The 16557-nt window shown below is 73.0% G+C and carries 11 protein-coding genes and 1 pseudogene; 6 read left to right on the forward strand and 6 right to left on the reverse strand.

The features are described 5' to 3' along the window. The 3 genes from U5640_RS28825 to U5640_RS28835 are packed head-to-tail and all read right to left on the reverse strand — an operon-like array spanning position 1 to position 4487. Positions 1–942 carry a hydroxymethylglutaryl-CoA lyase gene (locus U5640_RS28825; RefSeq protein WP_340378878.1) on the reverse strand — a complete coding sequence of 314 codons (942 nt, stop codon included), beginning with the start codon at positions 940–942 and terminating at the stop codon, positions 1–3. After that, positions 939–2864 carry a biotin carboxylase N-terminal domain-containing protein gene (locus tag U5640_RS28830; protein WP_340378880.1) on the reverse strand — a complete coding sequence of 642 codons (1926 nt, stop codon included), beginning with the start codon at positions 2862–2864 and terminating at the stop codon, positions 939–941. Before U5640_RS28830 ends, U5640_RS28825 begins: the two co-directional genes overlap by 4 nt. 6 nt (positions 2865–2870) lie before the next feature. After that, positions 2871–4487, reverse strand: coding sequence for a carboxyl transferase domain-containing protein (locus tag U5640_RS28835; RefSeq protein WP_340378882.1), 1617 nt, complete (start codon positions 4485–4487; stop codon positions 2871–2873). A 108-nt stretch (positions 4488–4595) separates the two neighbouring features. Here U5640_RS28835 and U5640_RS28840 point away from each other — a divergent pair, with 108 nt between their 5' ends. The 3 genes from U5640_RS28840 (at position 4596) to U5640_RS28850 (ending at position 7433) form a co-directional block, all read left to right on the forward strand. Then, positions 4596–5189, forward strand: coding sequence for a TetR/AcrR family transcriptional regulator (locus tag U5640_RS28840; protein WP_340378884.1), 594 nt, complete (start codon positions 4596–4598; stop codon positions 5187–5189). Positions 5190–5339: 150 nt separating this feature from the next. Further along, positions 5340–6497, forward strand: a complete 1158-nt coding sequence (locus U5640_RS28845) for an acyl-CoA dehydrogenase family protein (RefSeq protein WP_340385394.1) — start codon at positions 5340–5342, stop codon at positions 6495–6497. Positions 6498–6533: 36 nt separating this feature from the next. Continuing rightward, on the forward strand, positions 6534–7433 hold the full coding sequence (locus U5640_RS28850) for an acyl-CoA thioesterase II (RefSeq protein WP_340378886.1): 900 nt from the start codon (positions 6534–6536) through the stop codon (positions 7431–7433). Between the two features lie 133 nt (positions 7434–7566). Here U5640_RS28850 and U5640_RS28855 read toward each other — a convergent pair whose 3' ends face one another. Next, positions 7567–8361: a phosphatase gene (locus U5640_RS28855; protein ID WP_340378888.1), complete on the reverse strand. Its 795-nt coding sequence runs from the start codon at positions 8359–8361 to the stop codon at positions 7567–7569. A 62-nt stretch (positions 8362–8423) separates the two neighbouring features. Then, positions 8424–9960: pseudogene (locus U5640_RS28860) on the reverse strand (helix-turn-helix domain-containing protein). 110 nt (positions 9961–10070) lie between these two features. Here U5640_RS28860 and speB point away from each other — a divergent pair. The 3 genes from speB (at position 10071) to U5640_RS28875 (ending at position 15850) form a co-directional block, all read left to right on the forward strand. After that, complete coding sequence (speB, locus tag U5640_RS28865; protein WP_340378890.1) at positions 10071–11039, forward strand: agmatinase; 969 nt, start codon at positions 10071–10073, stop codon at positions 11037–11039. After that, the gene (locus U5640_RS28870) at positions 11036–12721 is read left to right on the forward strand and encodes a thiamine pyrophosphate-binding protein (protein ID WP_340378892.1); all 1686 of its coding nucleotides are present in this window, start codon (positions 11036–11038) and stop codon (positions 12719–12721) included. Before speB ends, U5640_RS28870 begins: the two co-directional genes overlap by 4 nt. Positions 12722–12832: 111 nt before the next feature. Further along, positions 12833–15850 (forward strand): DUF4157 domain-containing protein, encoded by a 3018-nt coding sequence (locus U5640_RS28875; RefSeq protein ID WP_340378894.1) that lies wholly within the window; start codon positions 12833–12835, stop codon positions 15848–15850. Positions 15851–15899: 49 nt separating this feature from the next. Here the strand turns inward: U5640_RS28875 and U5640_RS28880 are convergent, their stop codons facing one another. Continuing rightward, positions 15900–16505, reverse strand: a complete 606-nt coding sequence (locus tag U5640_RS28880; RefSeq protein ID WP_340378896.1) for a hypothetical protein — start codon at positions 16503–16505, stop codon at positions 15900–15902. Between the last annotated feature and the right edge of the window lie 52 nt (positions 16506–16557).

Below are 16557 nucleotides of genomic sequence, written 5' to 3' on the forward strand. Positions count from 1 at the left end.
TCACTGGTCCTTGTGGGAGAGGGCGCGGACGGTGCGGGACGGGCTGGGTCGGCCCAGATGGTCGGCCATCCACACGCTGGTGGCGACGAGACGGCCGAGATCGACCCCGGTGTCGATGCCGAGACCGTGCAGCATCCACACGAGGTCTTCGGTGGCGAGGTTGCCGGTGGCGGACTTGGCGTACGGGCAGCCGCCGAGGCCTCCCGCGGAGGCGTCGACGGTGGTGACGCCGTGTTCGAGAGCGGCGTAGGTGTTGGCCAGCGCCTGCCCGTAGGTGTCGTGGAAGTGCACGCCGAGCACGTTCGTCGGCACGCCCTCCTCGTTGAGCAGGGCGAGCAGTTCGAGGACATGGCCGGGCGTCGCGACCCCGATGGTGTCGCCGAGGCTCAGCTCGTCGCAGCCCATGTCGCGCAGCGCCCGGCAGACCCGGACGACCTGGTGCAGCGGGACCGCGCCCTCCCAGGGGTCGCCGAAGCACATGGAGACATAGCCGCGCACGTGCACCCCCTCGTCCTTGGCGCGCCGCACGACGGGCTCGAACACCCCGAGGGACTCGTCGAGCGTGCGGTTGAGGTTGGCCCTGGCGAAGGACTCGGTGGCGCTCGCGAACACGGCGATCCGGCGGGCGCCGAGCGTGAGGGCGCGGTCCAGCCCGCGCTGGTTGGGCACCAGGACCGGCAGCGCCACCGGCACGTCCGCGACCCGTGGGAACAGGTCCTCGGCGTCCGCGAGCTGGGGCACCCACTTCGGGTGCACGAAGCTGGTCGCCTCGATCGTGGTCAGGCCCGCGTCGGCGAGCCGGCGGATGAACTCGGCCTTCACCTCCGTCGGCACGGCCGACTTCTCGTTCTGCAGCCCGTCGCGCGCGCCGACCTCGTGGATCCGCACCCGGGCGGGCAGATCCTGGGCGGGCACGGTCATCGGGAGCCCTTCGGCGGTCATGGCGCTGCCTCCTCGTACGGGGTGACGACGGCCAGCACCTGGTCCATGGCGACCGTCGTGCCCGGGGTGACGTCCAGTTCGGCGACCGTGCCGGCGTGCGGGGCGGCGATGACGTGCTCCATCTTCATCGCCTCGACCACCAGCAGGCTCTGCCCGGCGGTGACCTCGTCCCCGACGGCGACCTTCACGACCGTCACCGTGCCGGGCATCGGCGCGGTGAGCGAGTCGGCGCCGGCGTGCGCGGAGCCGGTGAGGGACGCGGCCACCGGGTCGTGGTCGCGCACGTGCCAGGAGTCGCCGTCACGGCCCAGCCAGTCGGCGGCGCGGTGGAAGGTGTGCCGGACCCCGTCGAGGGTGACCGAGACCCGGTCGTCGGTGACGGTGTGGGCGCCGCGCCGTTCATGGACGACGGGTTCGAGTCCCGGCACTCGGAACGGGAAGCCCACCGGCTTCGGGGTGCCCCCCAGCCGCCAGCCGCTCGGCACCGAGAAGGGGTCCGTCCAGCCGCCGCCCGCCTGCGGCTTCAGCCCCTCCAGCCGGACGGCCGCCGCCGCCTCGTACACCTCCTGCGGCACGTCCGTGCCGACGAGGTCGTCCACCACCCGCTCCACCAGGCCCGTGTCCAGCTCGCCCGCCACCACCGCCGGGTGGCCGAGCAGCCGGCGCAGGAACCCGGCGTTCGTCTGCACGCCCAGGGTCACCGTCTCCGCGAGGGCGGCCCGGAGCTTCCTGAGCGCGGTCGGGCGGTCGGGGCCGTAGGCGATCACCTTGGACAGCATCGGGTCGTAGAGGCTGCCCACCTCGGTGCCCTCGCTGAGCCCGGAGTCGGTGCGCACGCCGTCGCCCTGCGGCTCGCGCAGCCGCAGGACCGTCCCGCCGGACGGCAGGAAGCCGCGGGCAGGGTCCTCGGCGCAGATCCGCGCCTCGATCGCGTGCCCGCTGAGCCGCACGTCCTCCTGCGCGAAGTCCAGCTTCGCGCCCGCCGCGACCCGCAGCTGCCACTCCACCAGGTCGAGGCCGGTGACCAGCTCGGTCACCGGGTGCTCCACCTGGAGGCGGGTGTTCATCTCCATGAAGTAGTACGAGGAGGGGTCGCCGCCCGGGACGATGAACTCCACCGTGCCGGCGCCCCGGTACCCGCAGGAGCGCGCCGCCTGCACGGCCGCCTCGCCCATCGCGGCCCTGGTCTCCTCGTCGAGGAGCACGCTCGGCGCCTCCTCGATCACCTTCTGGTGCCGCCGTTGCAGCGAGCACTCGCGCTCGCCGAGATGGACGACGTTGCCGTGGCCGTCGGCCAGGACCTGGATCTCGATGTGCCGGGGGCGGTCCACCCAGCGCTCGACGAGGAGCGTGTCGTCGCCGAAGGAGGCGCGGGCCTCGCGGCGGGCGGCGGCGATCTCCTCCTCCAGCAGCGTCAGGTCCCGCACCAGCCGCATGCCCTTGCCGCCGCCGCCCGCGGAGGGCTTCAGCAGGACGGGCGCGCCCAGCTCATGGGCCGCCGCGGCGAGGTCGGGGTCCCGGCCGCCGGGGACGACCGGCACCCCGGCCGCCCGCACGGTCTCCTTGGCGCGGATCTTGTCGCCCATGAGGGAGATGGCGTCGGCGGGCGGCCCGACGAAGACCAGCCCCGCCTCCTCGCAGGCGCGCGCGAAGGCGGCGTTCTCCGCGAGGAAGCCGTACCCCGGGTGGACGGCCTGGGCTCCGGTGCGGTCGGCGGCCTCCAGCAGCCGCTCCACCGACAGATAGCTCTCGGCGGCCGGCGCCGGGCCGAGCCGTACGGCGGTGTCGGCCTCCCGGACGTGCCGGGCGTCGGCGTCGGCGTCGGAGAAGACCGCCACCGAGCGCACGCCCAGCGAGCGCAGCGTGCGGATGACCCGGACGGCGATCTCGCCGCGGTTGGCGACCAGTACTGTCTCGAACATCGGTCCTCACATCCGGAAGACGCCGAACTGGGGGTCACCCAGGGGCGCGTTGGCGCAGGCGGTCAGGGCGAGGCCGAGCACCTGGCGGGTCTCCAACGGGTCGATGACCCCGTCGTCCCAGAGCCGGGCGGTGGCGTAGTAGGCGTTGCCCTGACGCTCGTACCGGTCGCGGATCGGGGCCTTGAAGGCCTCTTCCTCCGCCGGCGGCCAGCTCTCGCCGCCGGCCTCCAGCTGGTCCCGCTTGACCGTCGCGAGGACCGACGCGGCCTGCTCGCCGCCCATGACGGAGATCTTGGCGTTGGGCCACATCCACAGGAAGCGGGGGGAGTAGGCCCGTCCGCACATCGAGTAGTTGCCGGCGCCGTACGACCCGCCGACCACGACCGTCAGCTTCGGCACGCGCGCGCAGGCGACGGCCGTCACCATCTTGGCGCCGTGCTTGGCGATGCCGCCGGCCTCGTAATCCTTGCCGACCATGAACCCGGAGATGTTCTGCAGGAACACCAGCGGGATCCCGCGCTGGTCGCACAGCTCGATGAAGTGGGCGCCCTTCTGGGCGGACTCGGAGAACAGGATGCCGTTGTTGGCGACGATCCCGACCGGGTGGCCGTGGATCCGGGCGAAGCCGGTGACCAGGGTCTGCCCGAACTCGGCCTTGAACTCCGCGAACCGCGAGCCGTCCACCACGCGCGCGATGACCTCCCGGACGTCGTAGGGGGTACGGGAGTCCACCGGGACCGCGCCGTACAGCCCGTAGGGGTCGACCTTGGGTTCGACGACCGGCGCGGTCTCCCAGGGCAGCGGCCCGCGCGCGGGGAGCGTGGCGGCGATGGTGCGCACGATCCGCAGGGCGTGCGCGTCGTCCTCGGCGAGGTGGTCGGTGACCCCGGAGACGCGGGAGTGCACCTCGCCGCCGCCCAGCTCCTCGGCGGTGACGACCTCACCGGTGGCGGCCTTCACCAGCGGGGGACCGCCCAGGAAGATCGTGCCCTGGCCGCGCACGATCACGGCCTCGTCGCTCATCGCCGGGACGTACGCCCCGCCGGCCGTGCAGGAGCCGAGGACGGCCGCGATCTGCGGAATCCCGGCCGCCGACATCCGGGCCTGGTTGTAGAAGATCCGCCCGAAGTGCTCGCGGTCGGGGAAGACCTCGTCCTGCATCGGCAGGAAGGCGCCGCCCGAGTCCACCAGGTACAGGCAGGGCAGCCGGTTCTCCAGGGCCACCTCCTGCGCCCGCAGGTGCTTCTTCACGGTCATCGGGTAGTAGGTGCCGCCCTTGACCGTGGCGTCGTTGGCGACGATCACGCACTCGCGCCCGCTGACCCGCCCGATCCCGGCGATCACCCCGGCGGCCGGGGCCTGCCCCTCGTACATCCCGTCGGCCGCGAGCGGCGCGAGTTCGAGGAAGGGCGAGCCGGGGTCCAGCAGCCCGTCGACCCGGTCCCGGGGCAGCAGCTTGCCGCGCGCGGTGTGCCGCGCCCGAGCCCGCTCGCCGCCCCCGAGCCGGGCGGCGGCCAGCTTGCCGTGCAGTTCCCCGACGAGCTCGCGGTGCGCCCGCTCGTTGGCCCGCCAGGCCTCCGACGCGGGGTCGGCCGCGCTCGTCAGCTCCGGTGCCTGCTCCATCCTGCGGTTCCCCTCACCCGTCGTCCGTCACGAGGATCGTCTGTTAATGAGCGTTAACCATTTCCCTCAGGTTAACGAGCGCTAACCTCCCTGTCTAGAATTACTGCCATGGCCACCAGAACCGACGCCCCCACCCGCCGCGAGCAGATCCTCAAGGAGGCCGCGCGGCTGTTCGCCGAGCGCGGTTTCCACGGCGTCGGGGTGGACGAGATAGGGGCCGCGGTCGGGATCAGCGGCCCGGGTCTGTACCGGCACTTCCCGGGCAAGGACGCGATGCTCGCCGAGCTGCTGGTGGGGATCAGCGGCCAGCTCCTGACCGGCGCGAAGCGCCGTCTGGCGGAGGCCGACGGGGGTGCGGCGGAGACGGTCCTCGACTCGCTCATCGAGGGGCACATCGACTTCGCGATCGACGACCGCCCCCTGATCACCCTGCACGACCGGGAGCTGGACCGCCTCCGCGACAGCGACCGCAAGCTGGTCCGCCAGCTCCAGCGGCAGTACGTCGAGCTGTGGGTGGAGGTGGTCCGCGAGATCTACCCGGCCCTCACCGAACCGGCGGCCCGCTCGGCCGTCCACTCGGTCTTCGGCCTGCTGAACTCCACCCCGCACCTGGCCCGCCCCGGCTCCGTCCCGGGCCGCGCGGCCACGGCGGCGCTGCTGCACCGGATGGCGCGGGGGGCGTTCGCGGCGGCGGGCGCCTGACGGCGGCGCCCGGGGCCGCCCGGCGGCGTGACGAGCGTTACGGGTGCCGCCCCCCGCAGGCTCTGGACTCCTCTCGCTACCCACCGGTACGGTAATCATCTGAGCAAGCGCTTAGATTTGGACCCTTTGAGCCAGGTGGAGGTGGCGGCGGTGCGCCGTACGGTGTTCAACGAGGATCACGAGGCGTTCCGGGAAACCCTCCGGGCCTTCATCGAAGCCGAGGTCGTCCCGGTCTACGACGCGTGGCTCGAGGCCGGCCAGGCGCCGCGCGACTTCTACTACAAGCTCGCCGAGCTGGGCGTCTTCGGCATCCGCGTCGACGAGGAGTACGGCGGCGCCGGCATCGAGTCGTACAAGTTCGAGGCCATCCTCTACGAGGAGACCGCCCGCGCCGGCATCACCTTCGGCGGCTCCGGCGTGCACGTCCTGCTCGGCCTGCCGTACATCAAGCTCCTCGCGACCGACGAGCAGAAGAAGCGCTACCTGCCGAAGTTCGTCTCCGGCGAGGAGATGTGGGCCATCGCGATGACCGAGCCGGGCACCGGCTCCGACCTCGCCGGCATGCGCACCACCGCCAAGCTCTCCGAGGACGGCACGCACTACGTCCTCAACGGCGCCAAGACCTTCATCACCGGCGGCGTGCACGCCGACCGCATGATCGTCTGCGCCCGCACCTCCGCGCCCTCCGCCGAGGACCGCCGCTTCGGCATCTCCCTCTTCGTCGTCGACACCAAGGCCGAGGGCTACTCCGTCGGCCGCAAGCTCGACAAGCTCGGCCTGAAGACCTCCGACACCGCCGAGCTGGCGTTCGTCGACGTCAAGGTCCCCGTCGAGGACCTCCTCGGCGAGGAGAACAAGGGCTTCTACTACCTCGGCCACAACCTCGCCTCCGAGCGCTGGGGCATCGCCTACGGCGCCTACGCGCAGGCCAAGGCCGCCGTCCGGTTCGCCAAGGACTACGTCAAGGAGCGCACCGTCTTCGGGCAGCCCGTCGCCGCCTTCCAGAACACCAAGTTCGAGCTGGCCGCCTGCCAGGCCGAGGTGGACGCCGCCGAGGCCGTCGTGGACCGCGCCACCGAGGCCCTCGACGCGGGCGAGCTGACCCCCGCCGAGGCCGCCTCCGCCAAGCTGTTCACCACCGAGGTCGCCCACCGCGTCATCGACCGCTGCCTCCAGCTGCACGGCGGCTACGGCTTCATGAACGAGTACCCGATCGCCCGCCTGTACGCCGACAACCGCGTCAACCGCATCTACGGCGGCACCAGCGAGATCATGAAGTCGATCATCGCGAAGGACATGGGGCTGTAAGGTCCCGGCCACCACTGCCGAGTACAACCGGACGCCATGAGCCAGGCACTTCAGGATCTCCTCGATCTGCTCGACCTCGAACAGATCGAGGAGAACATCTTCCGCGGCCAGTCCCGCTCCGCCGTCGTCCCCCGGGTCTTCGGGGGACAGGTGGCGGCGCAGGCGCTGGTCGCCGCCGGGCGTACGGTCCCCGCCGACCGGCACGCCCACTCCCTGCACGCGTACTTCCTGCGCATGGGCGACCCGGGCGCGCCCATCGTCTACAACGTCGAGCGGATCCGCGACGGCCGGTCCTTCACCACCCGCCGCGCGGTCGCCGTCCAGCACGGCCGGCCGATCTTCACGCTGTCGGCGTCCTTCCAGGCGTACGAGGAGGGCCTCGACCACCAGGCCCCCATGCCGCCCGCCCCCGACCCCGAGTCGGTCCCCACCGGCCAGGAACGGCTGCGCGGCTACGACCATCTCGACCCGGCGATCGTCGAGCGGTTCCTCGAAGCCCGCGAGGCCATCGACCTGCGGTACGTCGACGACCCGCCCTACGGCAGGTTCGGCGAGCCGCGCGAGCCGCACAGCCAGGTCTGGTTCCGCACCAACGGCAAGCTCGCGGACGACCCGCTCCTGCACGTCGTCCTCGCCACCTACGTCTCCGACATGACCCTGCTCGACTCCATCCTGCTCGCGCACGGACGCGGCGGCTGGGCCGTCGGGGACGTCGTCGGGGCCTCCCTGGACCACGCGATGTGGTTCCACCGCCCGTTCCGCGCCGACGAATGGCTGCTCTACGACCAGGAGTCGCCGTCCGCGTCCGGCGGGCGCGGCCTCGGCCAGGCCCGCATCTACACGCAGGACGGACGGCTCGCGGTCTCGGTGATCCAGGAGGGCGTGGTCCGCGTCCCGCGGGGTACCAGCGCCCCGCCAGGCAACGTTTGCCCGTGAAGGAGCGGCGTCCGGTGCGTGCTCTCGCTGTGCCGGCCGGAAGTCCTCGTACTGGATGTACTTGGGCTTTCGGCCGGTGCGGCGAGAGGGCGTGCCGGGCGTCGCGACGGGGCGAACGTTGCCTGTCGGGGGACTAGCGCTCCCTGAGGCCGGCTTCGGCCAGCAGGTACGCGACCATCGGGTCGTAGTGCCGCGGGCTGGGCACATGGTCGTCGAGGGGAACCGCCACCTGGACGGTCCCCTCCGCCTCCGCGAGGAACAGCGCCGGGTCGTTGCAGTCGGCGTACCCGACGGAGTCCACGCCGTGCTGTCCGGCGTACCCCGCCCAGCCGTGGTCGGCGACCACCAGGTCGGGCAGCGGGCGGCCCTCCCGCTCCAGCGCGGTCAGGATCGCCTTCATCGGCTCGCCCGAGTGGGTGTGCCACAGGGTCGCCCCGTGCTCCAGCACCGCCACCCCGGCGAGCTGCCAGACGTACCCCTCGTCCGTCTGGAGCCTCTCCGGGATCACCACGATCTCGCAGCCGGCCGCCCGCAGCGCGGCGGACGTCTCGTGGTGCACGTCCAGCAGACCGCCCGGGTGACCGGTCGCGAACAGCACCCGCTGGCGCCCCTCGGCGGCCTTGCGCAGCCGCGCCGCCATCCGGTCCAGACCGTCCACGGTCAGCTCCGGGTCGATGGTGTCCTGGCCGTAGCGGTGCTCGGCGTCGTCGTTGACCCCCACCCGCTCCGCCATCACCGCGAGCACGTCCTGCTCGTCCGTCCAGCGCTCGCCGAATTCCAGACCGAACCAGTAGTTCCGGTTGCCGTTCGCGAGCTGGCGGTAGTGGGAGAGGTTGTTCTCGCGCGGCGTGGCGACCTCCCCCGCGATGCGGGTTCTGACGAGGTGGTCGACGAGTTCGGCGCGGCTGGGGGTCCCGGGTATCGGCATGGTCCCCATTGTGGGGCAGCGGACTGTGGCCGTCGTCACCGTTCCGGGCGCTGGGACGTGCGTCACTGGTCCGTCGCGCGCAGGGCGAACCACAGCTCCATGCGGACGTCCGGGTCGTCCAGATCCGTCCCGAGCAGGGTGGCGCACCGGGCCATCCGCTGGCGGACCGTGTTGCGGTGCACGGAGAGCGCGACGGCGGTCCTGTCCCAGCTGCCGTGCAGGGAGAGCCAGGTGCGGAGGGTTTCCTTCAGGGCGGGGGCGGCGGCGAGGGGGGCCAGGAGGGTGCGGGCGTGTTCCTCGGCCTCCCCCGGGGGGAGCAGGGAGGTGAAGGCCCTGGGGGGTGTGTGGCGGGCGAGGGGGGTGCGGGTCGCTCGGGCGCGGGCGAGGGCGCGGGCCGCTTGCGCGTCGGCCGTGGGGAGGTGGTGCGCGGGTACGTCGTTGCTGATGCCGAGGGTCCAGCCGGGCTGGGGTTCGGGGGTGCGGTCGGCCGGTACGAGGATGCGTACTACGTCGGCGGTGAGGTCCACCAGGGGGGAGCCGAGGGATGCGCCCAGTGCGGTGGCGGCGAAGCTGGTCCGGCGGGTGCGGGAGCGATGTGGCTGGTCGCGCAGTTCCCCGCGCCCCTGGGTGGGGATGCTCCCGTTGCGCAGAGGGCGAGGCGTGCACGACGAGCCATCGGGTGCCGGTGTCCAGTAGGGGGGTCACCTCCTCCGGGGCCGATCCCAGGAGGAGGCGTACCAGGGCCGACGTGCGGGCCGTGGCCGAACCCGTTTCCCGGGTGCCGGTGAGAAGCGTCAGGAGGACCGCCGCCACCGAGGCGATGGTGTGGTCGCCGGGGGCGTGGGCGGGGGTGGCCACCGTCAGGACGAAGTCCTGGCTCAGGGCGTAGGCCGTGAGGCGGGTGCCCGTGGGGGTGGTGGCGCTGGCGGTGGCGGAGCCGCGGGCGGTGAGCCGGTGGGCCAGGGCGGACAGGGAGCCGTCGGGGTCCACGGCCGTCCCCGCCGACGCGATCTCGGTGCCCTCCGGGCCGTACAGGACGGCCCGGCCCCCGATCCGCGCGGCCAGGCGGCGCAGGACGGACGGGACCGGGTCGGGGCGGGCGGCGGCCGCGGCGAGACTCTGCTGTGCCTCGGTGACCCGGCGCAATTCGGCGGTGCGGGCGCGTTCCATGAGCTGCCAGACCGCGCGGGCCACGGCCGCGAACGTCGTCCGGGGCGGGACCTCGACCAGGGGGAGACCCTGGGTGTCGCAGGCCGCGACCAGGGCCGGCGGGACCGTGTCGTGCACCGGCGCCACCCCGAAGCCCAGGGCGGCCCCGCCCGCCGCCGTGATCCGGGAGACGTAGGCGTCGAAGTACGGGCCCGGGTCGGCCGCCGGCGGGATGTGGACCCCGGCCGTGAGCAGCAGCTCACCGCCCAGCAGATACGGGTACGGGTCGGCCATCTCCGAGGCGTGCGCCCCGTGCAGGACCGTGCCGGGGGCGGCGGGACCGGCGATCAGCCGCAGACCCAGGTCCTCGCGGGCCAGCAGCGCGGCGAGCGGGACCGGCGGGGTGAGGGGGACCGCGGGCTTCCCTGGCACGGCGGGCGTTCCCTCCATTGTGCGTTCCCTCCATTTCCTGGACGCCGTATGGAGGAAACGTACGCTTCGCAGCCGCGGGCCGGCCACCTACCGTGGAGACACCCCCCCGAGAAAGAAGGCCTGTGACCATGCACGGCAACGACACGCCTCGCGGCCCCGTCGACTCCTCCCGCATCCCGCGGTACGCCGGACCCGCGACCTTCGCCCGGCTGCCCCGCCTCGACGAGGTCGGCCGCGCCGACGTGGCCGTGGTCGGCGTGCCGTTCGACTCGGGTGTCTCCTACCGGCCGGGTGCCCGCTTCGGCGGCAACGCGATCCGTGAGGCCTCCCGGCTGCTGCGCCCCTACAACCCGGCGCAGGACGCCTCCCCCTTCGCCCTCGCGCAGGTCGCGGACGGCGGCGACATCGCGGTGAACCCGTTCAACATCGACGAGGCCGTCGAGACGGTCGAGGCCGCGGCCGACGAACTGCTCGGCACCGGCGCCCGGCTGATGACCCTGGGCGGCGACCACACCATCGCGCTGCCCCTGCTGCGGTCCGTGGCGAAGAAGCACGGCCCGGTCGCGCTGCTGCACTTCGACGCCCACCTGGACACCTGGGACACCTACTTCGGGGCCGAGTACACGCACGGCACGCCGTTCCGCCGGGCCGTCGAGGAGGGCATCCTCGACACCGAGGCCCTCTCGCACGTCGGCACCCGCGGCCCCCTCTACGGCAAGCAGGACCTCACCGACGACGAGAAGATGGGCTTCGGCATCGTCACCTCCGCCGACATCTACCGGCGCGGCGCCGACGAGGTCGCCGACCAGCTCCGGCAGCGCATCGGCGACCGGCCCCTGTACATCTCCGTCGACATCGACTGCCTGGACCCGGCGCACGCCCCGGGCACCGGCACCCCCGAGGCCGGCGGCATGACCTCGCGCGAGCTGCTGGAGATCCTGCGCGGACTCGCCTCCTGCAACGTGGTCTCCGCCGACGTCGTCGAGGTGGCGCCCGCGTACGATCACGCGGAGATCACGTCGGTGGCCGCGTCCCACACGGCGTACGAACTGACGACCATCATGTCCCGGCAGATTGCGGAGGCCCGCGCGCAGTGACCCACGACCACGACCTGGTGCTCCGCCCGACCGCCGCGCAGACGGAGGCCGCGCTCAACCCGCCGCCCGGCCGGATCGGCGGAGACCTGGTCGTGGAGACCCTGGCCGCGCTCGGCGCGACCACGGTCTTCGGACTGCCCGGCCAGCACGCGCTGGGCGTGTTCGACGCGCTGCGCCGCTCCTCCCTGCGGTACGTCGGCCTGCGGGTGGAGAACAACGCGGGCTTCGCGGCGGACGGCTACGGCCGGATCACCGGGGAGGCCGCCCCGCTGCTGCTGTCGACCGGCCCGGGCGCGCTCACCTCGCTCGCCGCGCTGCACGAGGCGGCCTCCGCGTCCGCACCCGTGCTGGCGATCAGCAGCCAGATCCCCACGGCGGGACTGGGCGGCGGCCGCCACGGCTATCTGCATGAACTCCCCGACCAGTCGGCGTCCTTCCGCGGGGTGGTGAAGTCGGTCCACACGGTCCGCAGCGCGTCACAGATCCCCTCGGCCGTCGCGGCGGCCTGGACGTCGGCGCTGACGGCCCCGCACGGGCCGGTGTGGGTGGAGATCCCCCAGGACGTGCTCCTCGCACCGACGTCGATCCCCGTCGTCACCGGCGTCGACGCCTTCCCCGAGGACCTGCCGCCGCGCCCCGAACTGACGGCGGTGGCGGCCGACCTGCTCGCGCGCGCGGCCCGGCCGGCGATCATCGCGGGCGGGGGAGTGGTGCGGGCGGACGCCTCCGGCAAGCTGAGGCAGCTGGCGGAACGGATCGACGCGCCGGTCGTCACCACCTTCGGCGGCAAGGGCGCCTTCCCCTGGACGCATCCCCTGTCCCTCCGGTCCTGGCTGGAGGACCGCCACACCACGGACTTCCTGGAGGACGCCGACGTCCTGCTGGTGATCGGCTCGGGCCTCGGCGAACTCTCCTCGAACTACCACACCTTCACCCCGCGCGGCCGGGTGATCCAGATCGAGGCCGACCTCGGCAAACTGGAGTCCAACCACCCGGCCCTCGGCATCCACGCCGACGCCCGCCTCGCGCTCCAGGCCCTCCTGGAGACGGTGGACCGGCGCGAGGACCAGGAGGCACCGGCCCGGGTACGGACCGTCCTGTCCCGTGTCGCGGAGCGCATCGCCTCCCAGGACCTCACCCTGGAACAGGACCTGCTCGCGTCGGTCCGCAGGGCCCTGCCCGCCGACTCCCCGTCCTTCTGGGACATGACCATCCTGTCCTACTGGGCCTGGTCCGCCTTCGACGCCAAGGGCCCCAACACCATGCACTCCGCCCAGGGCGCGGGCGGTCTCGGCTATGCCTTCCCGGCGGCGCTCGGCGCGGCCGCCGCCGACCCCGGCCGCCCCGTCCTCGCGGTCTCCGGCGACGGCGGCGCCCTCTACTCGATCGCCGAGCTGGCGACGGCGAAGCAGTACGGCCTGTCCGTCACCTGGCTCGTCGTCGACGACGGCGGCTACGGCATCCTCCGCGAGTACATGACGGACGCCTTCGGCGCCACCACGGCGACGGAGCTGACCCGCCCCGACTACGCGGCTCTCGCGGAGTCGTTCGGCGTACCGGGCGTGCGGACCTCCCCGGAGACCCTGGAGCGGGATCTGGCCGAGGCCCTCGCCACCCCCGGCCCCTCCGTGGTCGTCCTCCCGGCCCTGCTGCGGATGTTCGCCCCGACGCACCTCGGCTGAGCCGCCTCCGGGCGCCCGGCGGGGCACACCCCGCGCCCCACCGGGCAGCGACCGTGGCCCCTTCGGGCGAACTCCCCTTGCGGGCGTGGGTGATTGCCGAGAATCGGAGGCATGCGCCCACGCGATCAGCAGCAGGACGACACCGCCCGGCCGGCCGCCCGGGCCCGCGAGAGCGGCCCCGCCGCCGAGGGGCCGGCCGCCCGGCACCTGCTCACGCTGCAGCGGACCGCCGGAAACGCCGCCGTCGTCCAGGCGATGGAACGCCAACGCCGGACCCAGCGCGCTGCGCACGACTCCGGCTGGGGTCATGCCGCTGGCGTGCCGGTGCAGCGTGCGTCGGTCCCGGAGGCGCTGCGCGGCGCGGCGGCCGGGCTGGCGGCGCGGGCCGAGGGCCATGTGCACGGCTCTGCCTGCGGTCACGGTTCCGGGGTGGCGCCGCAGGTCCAGCGTCATGTGCACGACGCTGCCTGCGGTCACGGTTCCGGGGTGGCGGTGCAGCGCCATGTGCACGACCCGTCCTGCGGTCATGCCCCCGGCGCGCCGGTCCAGCGTTCGTCCGTGCCGGAGGTGCTGCGTGGGGCCGGGCAGCCGTTGGGCGGGGCGGTCCGTGCCGAGATGGAGGCTCGGCTCGGGGCCGACTTCTCCGACGTACGGCTGCACACCGGCCCCGCCGCCCAGCGCTCGGCCGCCGAGATCGGCGCCCGCGCCTACACCTCGGGCAGCCATGTCGTCATCGGCGCCGGAGGCGGCGACCGGCACACCCTCGCCCATGAGCTGACGCACGTCGTCCAGCAGCGCCAGGGCCCGGTCGCGGGCACCGACAACGGCTCCGGGCTCAGCGTCTCCGACCCCACCGACCGCTTCGAACGCGCGGCGGAGGAGAACGCCCGCAGGGTTCTGGCCGGCCCGGTCCCCGCCCCGGCCACCGGCGAGCCGGTGCAGCGGACGGCCGCCGCGGCTCCCGCGCGGGCCGGGGGCGGCCCCGTCGCCGTACAGCGCTACGGCGAGGGCGAGGTGCCCTTCGACCACGCCCAGTACTACGCGAAGACGGGCTGGCAGGCCGCGGCCGAGGAGTTCGAGACCCGGCTGGGCGCGTACGCCTTCCGGCACCCGAAGGCCCTGGCGGCGGCCCGCAAGACGGTGGCGCGGCTCAAGCAGCTGCTCATCGCCTACGCCGCCCAGTCACGCAAGGACCCGGCCCTCGCCAACAAGTCCTTCTTCAAGAACGACAGGACGAGCGGCGGGCAGGTCGGCGAGGGAATGGCCACCGCCCAGATCAACGACTTCTTCTCCCGCGACGGCAACCTCCGCGAGCTGATGACGGCCCTCTACAACGCCGCCTACTACAACACGACCGGTCCGGACGGCGGCGCGGGCAAGCTCTCCCTCAAGGAGATCCTGAACGGCATCATCGGCCCCCGGCCGCAGCTCGCGGCGACCCTCGGCATGAACCAGGAGGAGCTGAAGAAACACTCGGCGTTCCTCAACAGCTGGACCAGGTCGGCGATGGAGACGGCCGCCGGCCTCAAGGGCAAGGGCTACAACTACGCCAAGGACCCCTACGCGCTCGGCAACATCCTGTGGCAGTCCACCCCGGAGACCCTCGTCGGCGACACCCGGGAGATGATCAACAGTCAGGGGCCCCGCAAGGAGCGCAGCGACGCCGACAAGGAGGCCAACCGCAAGACCCCGCGCGACTACGAGACCCGGGGCGCCCCGCTCAGCGACCGCGAGCTGGCCTTCGCGGGCAGACCGGGGCCGGACGACAAGCTGCCGTGGACCGAGGGGTTCGCCTGGTACGAGATCAACCAGGAGGCGGACTGGGCCAAGAGCAGTGCCGCGCGCGGCATCCCGGTCGTCGCCGGCATGTCCGGCACCACGACCCGCATGCTCAAGACCTTCCAGTGGATCAACGTGTCCGGGGTGGACGTCTTCGACTACCGGACGGCCGTGATGGGCTGGATGCTGCCGTCCTGGGACCACTCGCTCTACGAGATCCTGCGCGGCTCCTGGGCCGCCGGGGTCAAGGGCCCCAAGGAGTCCGCCCTGAACGCCGGCAAGGGCGCCGCCCTGATGTACCAGAACATCGCGCCCTTCACGGAGGAGGAGCTGCGGCAGAACGTCTGCACCGGCGGCCAGTTCCCGCACGAGCTGATGTACCTGGCCGAGGCGAGGCGGCCGCGGGACACGGACCCCCGGGCGAGCGGTTTCATGGAGCCCGGCGTGGGCGCGGCCGCCGACGCGCAGGACAAGTACGACGTCTTCGCGCAGGGGACCGATCCGAGTCTCGACAAGTGGAAGACGGACAACGGCGGGGCCGACCCCGCCGCCCTCTCCGCGAGGTTCAAGCCCGCCCACGCGACCGCCCTGATGGCGTACACCGGAGGGGCGCACCAGATGATCAACGCGGTCGTGCGCGGCCGGCTCCTGCCCGAGGGGTACGCCCCCTACGGCACCGGCGGCCTGGCCGCGGCCGGAGCCGAGGCCCTCACGCTCCGGCAGGTCAAGAGCCAGCTGCGGTGGGCCGCGCAGCACCCGGGGCACGAGTACCTGCCCACCCTCGACGAGGACCCGGTGATCAGCCGGCACCTCACGGCGGCCCGGCACCCGGACGAGGCGGTCAAGAAGGCGGCGATGCACGTCATCGAGCGGCGGATCGACGTCCTCGCGCCGGTGCTCCTCGAGGAACTGAAGGCGCACGCCGACATGACGATGGACGCCATGCACCGGCTGCCTCCGGTCGTCGGCAAGGTGTACCGCGGCGACTGGAACATCGGCGGGGAGGGCGCGGTCAGCCAGCTCGGGAAGATCGCGGCGCTGAACTACGGGACGGGCTCCGTCTTCACCAGCTCCTTCGACAGCACCAGCCGGAAGGAGAGCGTGGCGAAGTCCTTCATGTGGGGCCAGGACCCCAAGGTGATGCGCCACCGCATCCTGCTGGAGCTGACCCTGACCGGCAAGTACGGCCGTGACATCGACCCGTTCCACCAGTACCAGGGCACGGAGGACGAGGTGCTGCTCATGCCGGGCGCGCGCTTCAAGGTCACCTGGAGCACATGGGTGAAGGAGAGCCCCAAGCCCGGCGATCCGGAGGCCTGGTACGAGCACGTCAAGGCGACGGAGGTCTGAGGCCCCCGCCGGCCCGGTGCGCGGCGGGGGCCTTTCGGGTTCCCGCCGGTCAGCCGAACCAGAAGAAGATCGAGTCGTCCCTGCGGCCGAGTCGGCGGGCCGTCTCCCACTCCTCCGCCTCGAACCGCATCAGCTCGGCGAGCCGCCTCGCCGGTCCCGCGAACTCCTCGTCCAGCAGGCTCAGTACCCGCTCGTACGTCTCCGCCAGCAGCGCCGCCCGCTGGGCCGGCAGCACCCCGATCTGCGGGACCGTGTCACCGGGGTGCGGCAGCCGCAGCGGCGGTCCGCTGAAGAGGTAGGTCGCGGGCAGGACCTCCCTCGGGACACCGTGCCGGGCCAGCTCGCTGTCCAGCGCGAAGAACCAGGACGGCCGCTGCCAGGTCCCCAGGGAGGTGACGTCGGAGAAGTACGGCGCCACGGCCTCGCGGAAGGCGTACGTGTACGCCGGACACAGCTCCGCGCTCGGCGGCCCGCCCTCGATGAGTTCCTCCAGCGCCCGGGCGACCGGCACCCGCAGGTCGCTGCCCGCCTCGCGCAGCCGTGCGTCGGCCTTCCGGCACCGCTCGCGCACGATGGCGAGCATCCGTTCCTGTTCCTGCGTCCGCTCCACCGCCGTGAGCAGCCGGATCACGCCTCGCATGTCACCGGTGCTCATCTCCAGGCAGTAGCCCACTGGTTGGTCCTCCCCGCTCCCACGCCCGCCCTGG

The organism is Streptomyces sp. SS7 (assembly GCF_037993025.1).
Taxonomy (GTDB): domain Bacteria; phylum Actinomycetota; class Actinomycetes; order Streptomycetales; family Streptomycetaceae; genus Streptomyces.

What these genes read in the sequence shown, in the direction of transcription:
- U5640_RS28825 (WP_340378878.1), bottom strand. Translation starts at nt 942, where the DNA reads ATGACCGCCGAAGGGCTCCCGATGACCGTGCCCGCCCAGGATCTGCCC.
- U5640_RS28840 (WP_340378884.1), top strand. Translation starts at nt 4,596, where the DNA reads ATGGCCACCAGAACCGACGCCCCCACCCGCCGCGAGCAGATCCTCAAG.
- U5640_RS28830 (WP_340378880.1), bottom strand. Translation starts at nt 2,864, where the DNA reads ATGTTCGAGACAGTACTGGTCGCCAACCGCGGCGAGATCGCCGTCCGG.
- U5640_RS28880 (WP_340378896.1), bottom strand. Translation starts at nt 16,505, where the DNA reads ATGAGCACCGGTGACATGCGAGGCGTGATCCGGCTGCTCACGGCGGTG.
- speB (WP_340378890.1), top strand. Translation starts at nt 10,071, where the DNA reads ATGCACGGCAACGACACGCCTCGCGGCCCCGTCGACTCCTCCCGCATC.
- U5640_RS28835 (WP_340378882.1), bottom strand. Translation starts at nt 4,487, where the DNA reads ATGGAGCAGGCACCGGAGCTGACGAGCGCGGCCGACCCCGCGTCGGAG.
- U5640_RS28875 (WP_340378894.1), top strand. Translation starts at nt 12,833, where the DNA reads ATGCGCCCACGCGATCAGCAGCAGGACGACACCGCCCGGCCGGCCGCC.
- U5640_RS28855 (WP_340378888.1), bottom strand. Translation starts at nt 8,361, where the DNA reads ATGCCGATACCCGGGACCCCCAGCCGCGCCGAACTCGTCGACCACCTC.
- U5640_RS28850 (WP_340378886.1), top strand. Translation starts at nt 6,534, where the DNA reads ATGAGCCAGGCACTTCAGGATCTCCTCGATCTGCTCGACCTCGAACAG.